Origin of the sequence: Gemmobacter sp., assembly GCF_046292685.1 — a bacterium.
Taxonomy (GTDB): Bacteria; Pseudomonadota; Alphaproteobacteria; order Rhodobacterales; family Rhodobacteraceae; genus Wagnerdoeblera.
Window position 1 is genome coordinate 1 of record NZ_JBKBQM010000078.1, and the last position, 8142, is coordinate 8142.

Consider the following 8142-nt stretch of genomic DNA (forward strand, 5'->3'; position numbering starts at 1 on the left):
CCCGCCGCCGGGCCGCGGGCCGCGGGGGGGGGGCGGGCGCCCCCCCCCCCGGGGGGGGCGCCCCCCCCCCCCCCCCCCCCTCCTGCCCCCTCGCGCTGTCTCCGGTGGCCCCTCCATGCTGACTTACGTGATCCGCCGGCTTCTCACGGCGATCCCCACGCTCATCTTCATCAGCCTCGTGCTGTTCCTGCTGCTCGAAGCCGCGCCCGGCGACCCGCTGGCCGACATGCCGCTGACCATCCCGCCCGAAGTGCGCGAGAAGATCCGCCTCGCGATGGGCCTCGGCGAGCCCTGGTATGTGCGCTACGTGCTGTGGCTGAACAACTTCTTCGTGACCGAGCCGCTGCACTGGATCGATGCCGCCTGGGGCACCGACTGGGCCGACGGGCGCCAGCGCATCCTGTCCTACCAGACCCGTTCGCCCGTGTTCGACACCATCGGCGAACGCCTGCCGCAGACGCTCACCGTCGTGGGCACCGGCATGCTCATCGGCATCTCGCTGGCCATCCCCATCGGGGTGATCTCGGCCTACAAGCAGTATTCCTGGTTCGACCAGCTCGGCACCTTCGTGTCGATGATCGGCTTTTCCGTGCCGACCTTCGTGACCGGCGTGGTGCTGATCGTGATCTTTTCGGTCTGGATCCCGAACGACAGCCCGTTCTGGCTGCCCACCATCTACGACACCACGCTCAAGGTCACCGACTGGGCCAGCTTCAAGGCGCAGGCGCGGCAGATGGTGCTGCCCTCGATGGTGCTGGCGCTGTTCTATGCCGCGCAGATCAGCCGCTACATGCGCTCGTCCATGCTCGACAACCTCGGGCAGGACTACGTGCGCACCGCCCGCGCCAAGGGCATGGCGGAAAAGACCGTCGTGCTGGTGCATGTGCTGCGCAACTCGCTGATTCCGGTGGTCACCGTCATCACGCTGCTGATCCCCGGCGTGTTCACCGGCGCCATCATCACCGAAACCATCTTCAAGGTGAACGGTGTGGGCCAGCAACTGCTGTTGTCGCTGCAAGGCAACGATGCGCCGATGGTGCTGACCATCACCTTCATCTTCGCGGTGCTGATCGTGTCGTTCAACCTGATCGCCGACATCCTCTATGGCCTCCTTGACCCGAGGATCCGCTATGACTGACACCGCCATCGCCCGCCCGCCGCGCAACCAGTGGTGGGATGTCTGGGACCAGTTCAAGACCCACAAGGGCGCGCTGTTCGGCAGCTTCGTGCTGCTGACGGTGCTGGGCCTCGTGATCCTCGGCCCCTGGCTGTGGTCGCTGGACCCCAAGTTCATCAACATCCGCGCCCGCGATCAGGGCATGTCCTGGGCGCATCCGCTGGGCACCGACCAGCTCGGGCGCGACATGCTGGCGCGCATCATGGCCGGCGGCAAGACCACCCTTGCCGTCGGGCTGACCGCGATGTCGCTGTCGATCCTGATCGGGGCCACGGTCGGCATGCTTTCGGGCTTCTTCCGGCGGCTCGACGGCATCCTGATGCGCCTGACCGACCTGTTCCTGGCGCTGCCCTTGCTGCCCTTGCTGCTGCTGATGGTGCTGCTGTTCCGCGAACCGCTGGTGCTGACCTTCGGGCCCGAACTGGGCATCTTCCTGCTGATCGTCACCGCCATCGCGCTGACCAGCTGGATGAACACCGCCCGCGTCGTGCGCGGCGAGGTGCTGACGATAAAGGAACGCGAATTCGTGCTGGCGGCGCGCTCCATCGGCACGCCGTCGCGCCGCATCCTGCTGCGCCACATCCTGCCTTCGGTGCTGTCGCCGATCATGGTGGCGGCGACGCTGGGCATTGCCAATGCGGTCATCACCGAATCGGCGCTGTCGTTCCTGGGCCTCGGCTTTCCGCCCGACTTCCCCACCTGGGGCCGGCTCTTGCAGGATGGCATGCCCTACATCAACCTCAGCCCCGAACGGGTGCTGTGGCCGGCGCTGATGCTGTCGGCGCTGGTGCTGTCGGTCAACTACATCGGCGACGGGCTGCGCGATGCGCTCGACCCGCGCATCCGCGGGCGCTGACGCGGAAAAAAGAACACGCGGCATCTCCCGGGGCCCGGTGCGCAGACAACGCACCGGGCCTTTTGCGCGCGCGCGGCCGATGTCGCGCGCCCGCGGCCGGGGAACGGGAAATCGTTCCATTCCAACCGCCTGTTCTGCCGGCCCCATGGCTTGAACGCCAGCATACCCTGCGGCATCTGGAACATCGTTCCCATCTGCCGCCGGAGGAGCCCCATGCTCGAAACGCTCGGCCTCGACATTGCGCCGCGCACCGCCAGCCTCTGGGCCGGGGTGCTGATCGGCCTTGCCTTCGGCGCGCTGGCCGAAGGCAGCCGCTTCTGCCTGCGCCGCGCGGTGGCCGGGCCTGTGGCCGAACGGCGCGCCGCCGCCGGGGTCTGGCTGGCGGCCCTGGCCGTGGCCATCGCCGGCACGCAGGCGCTGGCGGCCCTGGGCCGGATCGACCTTTCCGGGCACCGCTTCCTTGCGGCCGAGGTTCCGGTGGTGGCGATTCTGGCAGGCGGGCTGATGTTCGGGGCCGGCATGGTGCTGGCGCGAGGCTGCGCGGCCCGGCTGACGGTGCTGGCCGCCACCGGCAACCTGCGCGCCGGGTTCGTCGTGCTGCTGCTGGCGGTGGCCGCCCATGCGACGATGAAGGGCGTGCTGGCCCCCCTGCCCGCCACGCTGGGCGCCTATACCCTGCCCCTGCCGCATCTGGCCGGTTGGCCCGCCCTGGCGCCGCTGGCGTCGCTGGTGCCGGGGGCGCTCGCGCTGGCCTTGCGCCCGGGTCTTGTCGGCCTCGTGCAAGGCGCCGGCATCGGCGCGCTGGTGCCGCTGGCCTGGGCCGCCACCGGCTGGTGGCTGGCCGACGATTTCGACCCCATCGCACTGGAAACGCTCAGCTTCACCGCGCCGGCGGCCGATACGCTGTTCTGGACGCTGGCGGCCACCGCGCTGGCGCCCGGCTTCGGCATCGGGCTGGTGCTGGGCACGGTGCTGGGGGCCGCGCTTTCGGCGCGGTCCGGCGGGCGGGCGGCCTGGGTGTCGTTCACCTCGCCGCGCGAAACCGGGCGCTATGCCGCCGGGGCGGTGCTGATGGGCACGGGCGGCGTGCTGGCGGGCGGTTGCACCGTGGGCGCGGGGCTCGGCGGGGTTTCGACCCTGTCCACCGCCGCGGTGCTGGCGCTGGCCGCCATCGTCGCCGGCGCCCGGCTGGCCGAGCGCGCGCTCAGTGCATCGCCCGCCGGATCCGGCGCACCATCAGCCAGACCAGCGCCACAACCGGCAGAGTGATCGCTGCCGTCAGCGCGCCTTTCGACCAGCCCATCGCCTCGGCCAGCGGATAGCTCAGATACCCCGCCAGGCTCACGGCGTAATAGCTGATCGCCACCACCGACAGCCCTTCGACGGTGGCCTGCAGCCGCAGTTGCAGGTCGGCGCGCTTGTCCATGCTTTCCAGCAGCTTCTGGTTCTGCGCGCTGCGCTCCACATCCACCCGGGTGCGCAGCAGCTCGGCGGCGCGGGCGGCGCGTTCCAGCATCTGCCGCAGCCGGTTTTCCGCCGATTTCACCGTGCGCATCGCCGGGTCATAGCGGCGGCGCATGAACTCGGCAAAGGTCTGGCGGCCCAGGAACCGCTCCTCGCGCAGCACCTCGATGCGGTCGTTGACGATGGCCTCGTAGGCCGCCGTCGCCCCGGCGCGGAACGAAAACCGCGCCGCCAGCGTTTCCAGCTCGGCCGCGATGCGCAAGAGCTTGTGCAGCGTTTCCTCGGCCGGCGTGGCGCCATCGTCCATCGCTGCCACCAGGTCGCCCAGGGCGCCCTCCAGCTTGTTCAGCCGCCCGCCCAGATCGCGCGCGCGCCCCAGGCCCAGCATCGACATCGCGCGATACATCTCGATCTCGCACAGCCGCTGCACGATCCGCCCCACCCGGCGCGGGCTGGTGCCGGGCTCCACGAACACGGCAAAGCGCATGTGCCCGGCCGGGTCGATGCGGAAATCCGCCGCCACGATCGCCGCGCCTTCCAGCACCCGCGCGCAGGCCAGCGATTCGGCCACGAACCATTCTTCCAGCCGCGCGGCGATGGTGGCCGGGTCCGGAGGCATCAGCTCCACCCGCACCAGCACGGCGCACAGCCGCTTGCCCGGCGCCCGCGCCTGCCAGTCGGGCGGAAAGATCAGCGCCTCGGCCGGGTCGAAGGGCCGCGCCGTCAGCCCCGGGGTAAAGGCCGAATAGGTCACGAATTCGGTATGGCTTTCCCACTTCAGGCTATAGCGCCCCAGCGCGCCGGAATAATGCGTGGCCCCCGGCTGCGGCTCGGGCGCGCCGTGGCGGTGCACCAGCTCGGCCAGATGCGCCATGTCGCGCGCGCGGTCGCGGCTGGCGGCCTCGACCGGCTCCTTGAAGGCAAGGAACACCGCATGGCACGGCGCATCCATGCTGGGAAAGGGTCGGGCGTGCAGTTCGTTCACCAGCGCATAGCGCTGCGGATGGTCGTCGGTCGGCGGCATGGCATGGTCCTGTGGCTGGCGCCGATTGTTCGGCCTTTGCCCGGCCGGCGCCAGCACAAAGGCGGCATGCCAAGGCATGCGGCGGCGCTGTTGCACAAAAGCCCCGGCCCACATGGCCCTGCCCGAAAAACCGGCACGTTTCGGCGCCAGGCTTCGGTCTCCGCCTAACTCCACGCCGTTTCGCCCATTTTTCCGGCACTTCCACTGGCCAGGCGCCACTTGCCGCCGGCCCCCCGCCACCCGGGCGTTGAGCGTGCGGCCCCGCCCGTGCTCACTATCCCCCGGGAGACCCGCCATGACCCTGAACGCCGCCCTTGCCCCGCCCGCCCCCCGGCACCAGCGCAGCCGGGGCGAGGTCGTGGCCACCTTTGCCGCCGGCCGCCTGCACCGGCTGCGCCAGGCGGGGTCGGCCAAGGCCATCGTGCTGCCGGGGCCGGAACTCGTGCTGCTCAACACCTCGGGCGGGCTGACGGGGGGCGACCGGCTCGGCCTCGATCTCGATCTCGGCCCGGGCTGCCGGCTGACCGCCACCACCCAGACGGCCGAGCGGCTCTACCGCGCCGCCGAAGGCCGGGCGACCATCCGCATCGCCGCCCGCCTTGCCGCCGGTGCCCGGCTCGACTGGCTGCCGCAGGAAACCATCCTGTTCGACGGTGCCGCCGCCGACCGGCAGACCACCATCGACCTTGCCCCCGACGCCGCCTGCCTGATGTGCGAAACGCTGGTGCTGGGGCGCGCCGCGATGGGCGAGACGCTGACCCGCGCCGACCTCGGCGACACCCGCCGCGTGCTGCGCGCCGGCCGCCCGGTGCATCTCGATCCCTTCCGGCTCGATCCCGCCCGGCTCGCGCCCGCGGCCGCGGGGCTGGCCGGCGCCCGCGCGCTCTGCACCCTGGTCCTGGTGGCGCAAGGCGCCGACGATGCCACCGGCCCCGCCCGCGCCGCCCTGACCGAACCCGGCGTCACCGCCGCCGCCTCGGGCTGGGACGGGCGCCTTGTGGTGCGCCTGATGGCGCCCGATGCCTGGCCGCTGCGCCGGCAACTGGTGCGCCTGCTGGCGGCGCTGCGTTCCACCCCGCTTCCCCGTGTCTGGCAAGGCTGACCCCGATGAACCTCACCCCGCGCGAAAAGGACAAACTGCTCGTCTCTCTGGCCGCGATGGTGGCGCGGGGTCGCCTGGCCCGCGGCGTCAGGCTCAACCACCCCGAGGCCGTGGCCCTCATCACCGATTTCGTCGTCGAAGGCGCGCGCGACGGCCGCTCGGTGGCCGACCTGATGGAGGCCGGCGCCCATGTCATCACCCGCGACCAGTGCATGGAAGGCATCCCCGAGATGATCCATTCCGTGCAGGTCGAGGCGACCTTTCCCGACGGCACCAAGCTCGTCACCGTCCACCACCCCATCAGGTAAGAGGCCAAGATGTCCCGCATCCTTTTCCCCGCGCTGTTGCTGCTGGCCGTTCCGGCCTTCGCCCATACCGGGCAGGGCGATCACGGCCACTTCCTGTCGGGCGTCCTGCATCCACTGACGGGCGCCGACCACATGCTGGCGATGGTTGCGGTCGGGCTTTGGGCCGCGCTGGCCGGCGGTCGGGCCGTCTGGGCGATGCCGCTGACCTTTGTGGCCGCCATGCTGGCCGGTGGCAGCATGGGCAGCGGCGGGGCCGAACTGGCGCTGACAGAGCCCGCAATCCTGGCATCGCTGATCCTGATCGGCGCGGCAGCGGCCGCTGTCGCCCGGTTGCCGTTGGCTGCGGCCATGGCGCTGCTTGTCCCCTTCGGTCTTGCCCACGGCTACGCCCACGGGGCCGAAGGGCCGGGAGGGATCGGCTATGCGGCCGGCTTCATGCTCGCCACGCTTGCGCTGCACGTGGTGGGACTGGTGTTTGGCAAGGCCATGCCGCTGCTGGCGCGCATCGGTGGCGGTGGCGTGGCACTGGCCGGTGCCGTGCTGGCCCTGGCATAAGGATGTTGCCCATGATCCCCGGAGAATTGTTTCCCGCCGAGGGCGACATCGTGCTGAACGCCGGCGCGCCGGTGACCGTGCTGCTCGTGGCCAACACCGGCGACCGCCCGGTGCAGGTCGGCAGCCACTACCATTTCGCCGAAGCCAACGCCGGCCTGTCGTTCGACCGCGCCGCCGCCCGCGGCCAGCGGCTCGACATTCCTGCCGGCACCGCCGTGCGGTTCGAACCGGGGCAAACGCGCGAGGTGCGCCTTGTGCCCTTGTCGGGTGCCCGGGTGGTCTACGGTTTCAACGCGCAAGTCATGGGGCCGCTGTGATGCTTGACGCCGCGCGGCCCCGGTGGAAGGCTGCCCCCGGCGCGAACGCTTCGCGCCTCAGCACCAGCGCGGGCCCCGCGCGGGTCCGCCCATCCGACAGGGAGTAGGACTCATGTGCAACGCCTGCCTGATCGAAGACGTCAAGGCATCCATGCTGTCGCGGCGCAAGCTGTTCACCGGCGCCGCCGCCACCACCGCCGCGGTGATGGCCGCGGGCCTGACCACCGCGCGCCCCGCGCTGGCACAGTCTTCGGGCAAGGTCGTGGACCTGACGCATGGCTATGACGGCAGCTTTCCCACCTTCGACGGCAACCCCGGCATCCTTTACGAACCGGCCGTCAAGTTCGCCGATTCCGGCTATCAGCTCTGGAAGCTGACGATCTTCGAACACACCGGCACCCACATCGACGCGCCCTTGCACTTTACCGCCGATGGCACCTCGGTGGCCGACCTGCCCCCCGAACGCCTCGTCTGCCCGCTCTGCGTGATCGACCTCAAGGCCAAGGCGAAAGACGACGCCAACGCGATGGTCGAACCCGAGGATATCGAAAAGTGGGTCTCGGCCAACGGCGCGATTCCCGCCGGCGCCTGCGTGGCGATGAACTCGGGCTGGGCCGACAAGGTGGCCACGCCCGAATTCCGCAACACGCCCGACGGCAAGTTCGCCTTCCCCGGCTTCTCCAAGGCCGCCACCGACATGCTGGCCGGCATGGACGTGGCCTGCATCGCGGTCGATACCCTGTCGCTCGACCCCGGCAACTCGGCCGATTTCGCGGTGCATTTCAGCTGGCTGCCCGGCGGCCGCTACGGGATCGAGAACATCGCCGGCCTCGACAACGTGCCTGCCGCCGGCGCCACGATCTTTGTCGGCGCGCCCAAGCACAAGGGCGGCACCGGCGGCCCCGCCCGCGTGATGGCGGTGGCCTGATGTCCACCGTCCCGCTTCTGTCCGACGATCAGGCCAGCCCGGCGGCGCGGGACGTCTTCGACGACATCCGCACCAAACGCCAGACCGATTACGTCAACAACTTCTGGCGCGCGCTGGCCCACGATCCGGTGCAACTGGCCCATGTCTGGGGCCGGCTGCAACAGGTCATGGCCCCCGGCGCGCTCGACCCGCTGGTGAAGGAGATGCTCTATATCGCCGTCTCCACCGCCAACGGCTGCAGCTACTGCGTCCACAGCCACACGGCGGCGGCGCGCGCCAAGGGCATGACGCCGGCGATGCACGCCGAACTGCTGGCCGTGGTGGCGATGGCCGCGCAGACCAACGCGCTGGCCACCGCGCTGCAAGTCCCGGTGGACGACCGCTTTCTTGCCTGACCCCCGCGCGCGCCCC

The 8142-nt window shown here is 70.6% G+C and carries 10 protein-coding genes; 9 read left to right on the plus strand and 1 reads right to left on the minus strand.

Annotation, left to right across the window (positions count from 1 at the left end; all coding sequences use genetic code 11):
* Window positions 1-115: 115 nt before the first annotated feature.
* From ACK4S2_RS15015 to ACK4S2_RS15025, 3 genes are all read left to right on the plus strand, one after another.
* Window positions 116-1138 (plus strand): ABC transporter permease, encoded by a 1023-nt coding sequence (locus ACK4S2_RS15015; protein ID WP_409626161.1) that lies wholly within the window; start codon window positions 116-118, stop codon window positions 1136-1138.
* On the plus strand, window positions 1131-2033 hold the full coding sequence (locus tag ACK4S2_RS15020; RefSeq protein WP_409626164.1) for an ABC transporter permease: 903 nt from the start codon (window positions 1131-1133) through the stop codon (window positions 2031-2033). Before ACK4S2_RS15015 ends, ACK4S2_RS15020 begins: the two co-directional genes overlap by 8 nt.
* A gap of 213 nt (window positions 2034-2246) precedes the next feature.
* The gene (locus ACK4S2_RS15025) at window positions 2247-3302 is read left to right on the plus strand and encodes a YeeE/YedE family protein (RefSeq protein WP_409626167.1); all 1056 of its coding nucleotides are present in this window, start codon (window positions 2247-2249) and stop codon (window positions 3300-3302) included.
* Here ACK4S2_RS15025 and ACK4S2_RS15030 read toward each other — a convergent pair.
* Window positions 3238-4521, minus strand: coding sequence for a DUF3422 family protein (locus ACK4S2_RS15030; RefSeq protein ID WP_409626170.1), 1284 nt, complete (start codon window positions 4519-4521; stop codon window positions 3238-3240). The genes ACK4S2_RS15025 and ACK4S2_RS15030 overlap by 65 nt on opposite strands.
* Before the next feature lie 295 nt (window positions 4522-4816).
* Here ACK4S2_RS15030 and ACK4S2_RS15035 point away from each other — a divergent pair, with 295 nt between their 5' ends.
* The 6 genes from ACK4S2_RS15035 to ACK4S2_RS15060 all read left to right on the plus strand — a co-directional run bounded on the left by ACK4S2_RS15035 (window position 4817) and on the right by ACK4S2_RS15060 (window position 8126).
* Window positions 4817-5623: an urease accessory protein UreD gene (locus ACK4S2_RS15035; protein WP_409626173.1), complete on the plus strand. Its 807-nt coding sequence runs from the start codon at window positions 4817-4819 to the stop codon at window positions 5621-5623.
* A 5-nt stretch (window positions 5624-5628) separates the two neighbouring features.
* Window positions 5629-5931, plus strand: a complete 303-nt coding sequence (locus tag ACK4S2_RS15040) for an urease subunit gamma (protein ID WP_409626176.1) — start codon at window positions 5629-5631, stop codon at window positions 5929-5931.
* 9 nt (window positions 5932-5940) lie between these two features.
* The gene (locus ACK4S2_RS15045) at window positions 5941-6486 is read left to right on the plus strand and encodes a HupE/UreJ family protein (RefSeq protein ID WP_409626179.1); all 546 of its coding nucleotides are present in this window, start codon (window positions 5941-5943) and stop codon (window positions 6484-6486) included.
* A gap of 11 nt (window positions 6487-6497) precedes the next feature.
* Window positions 6498-6803 carry an urease subunit beta gene (locus ACK4S2_RS15050; protein ID WP_409626182.1) on the plus strand — a complete coding sequence of 102 codons (306 nt, stop codon included), beginning with the start codon at window positions 6498-6500 and terminating at the stop codon, window positions 6801-6803.
* Between the two features lie 112 nt (window positions 6804-6915).
* On the plus strand, window positions 6916-7731 hold the full coding sequence (locus ACK4S2_RS15055; protein WP_409626185.1) for a cyclase family protein: 816 nt from the start codon (window positions 6916-6918) through the stop codon (window positions 7729-7731).
* On the plus strand, window positions 7731-8126 hold the full coding sequence (locus ACK4S2_RS15060; RefSeq protein WP_409626187.1) for a carboxymuconolactone decarboxylase family protein: 396 nt from the start codon (window positions 7731-7733) through the stop codon (window positions 8124-8126). The genes ACK4S2_RS15055 and ACK4S2_RS15060 overlap by 1 nt, the downstream gene beginning before the upstream one ends.
* Window positions 8127-8142: the final 16 nt, after the last annotated feature.

Bases quoted from the DNA above. Each gene is read 5' to 3' on its own strand.
- ACK4S2_RS15015 (WP_409626161.1), top strand. From the start codon at position 116: ATGCTGACTTACGTGATCCGCCGGCTTCTCACGGCGATCCCCACGCTC.
- ACK4S2_RS15020 (WP_409626164.1), top strand. From the start codon at position 1,131: ATGACTGACACCGCCATCGCCCGCCCGCCGCGCAACCAGTGGTGGGAT.
- ACK4S2_RS15025 (WP_409626167.1), top strand. From the start codon at position 2,247: ATGCTCGAAACGCTCGGCCTCGACATTGCGCCGCGCACCGCCAGCCTC.
- ACK4S2_RS15030 (WP_409626170.1), bottom strand. From the start codon at position 4,521: ATGCCGCCGACCGACGACCATCCGCAGCGCTATGCGCTGGTGAACGAA.
- ACK4S2_RS15035 (WP_409626173.1), top strand. From the start codon at position 4,817: ATGACCCTGAACGCCGCCCTTGCCCCGCCCGCCCCCCGGCACCAGCGC.
- ACK4S2_RS15040 (WP_409626176.1), top strand. From the start codon at position 5,629: ATGAACCTCACCCCGCGCGAAAAGGACAAACTGCTCGTCTCTCTGGCC.
- ACK4S2_RS15045 (WP_409626179.1), top strand. From the start codon at position 5,941: ATGTCCCGCATCCTTTTCCCCGCGCTGTTGCTGCTGGCCGTTCCGGCC.
- ACK4S2_RS15050 (WP_409626182.1), top strand. From the start codon at position 6,498: ATGATCCCCGGAGAATTGTTTCCCGCCGAGGGCGACATCGTGCTGAAC.
- ACK4S2_RS15055 (WP_409626185.1), top strand. From the start codon at position 6,916: ATGTGCAACGCCTGCCTGATCGAAGACGTCAAGGCATCCATGCTGTCG.
- ACK4S2_RS15060 (WP_409626187.1), top strand. From the start codon at position 7,731: ATGTCCACCGTCCCGCTTCTGTCCGACGATCAGGCCAGCCCGGCGGCG.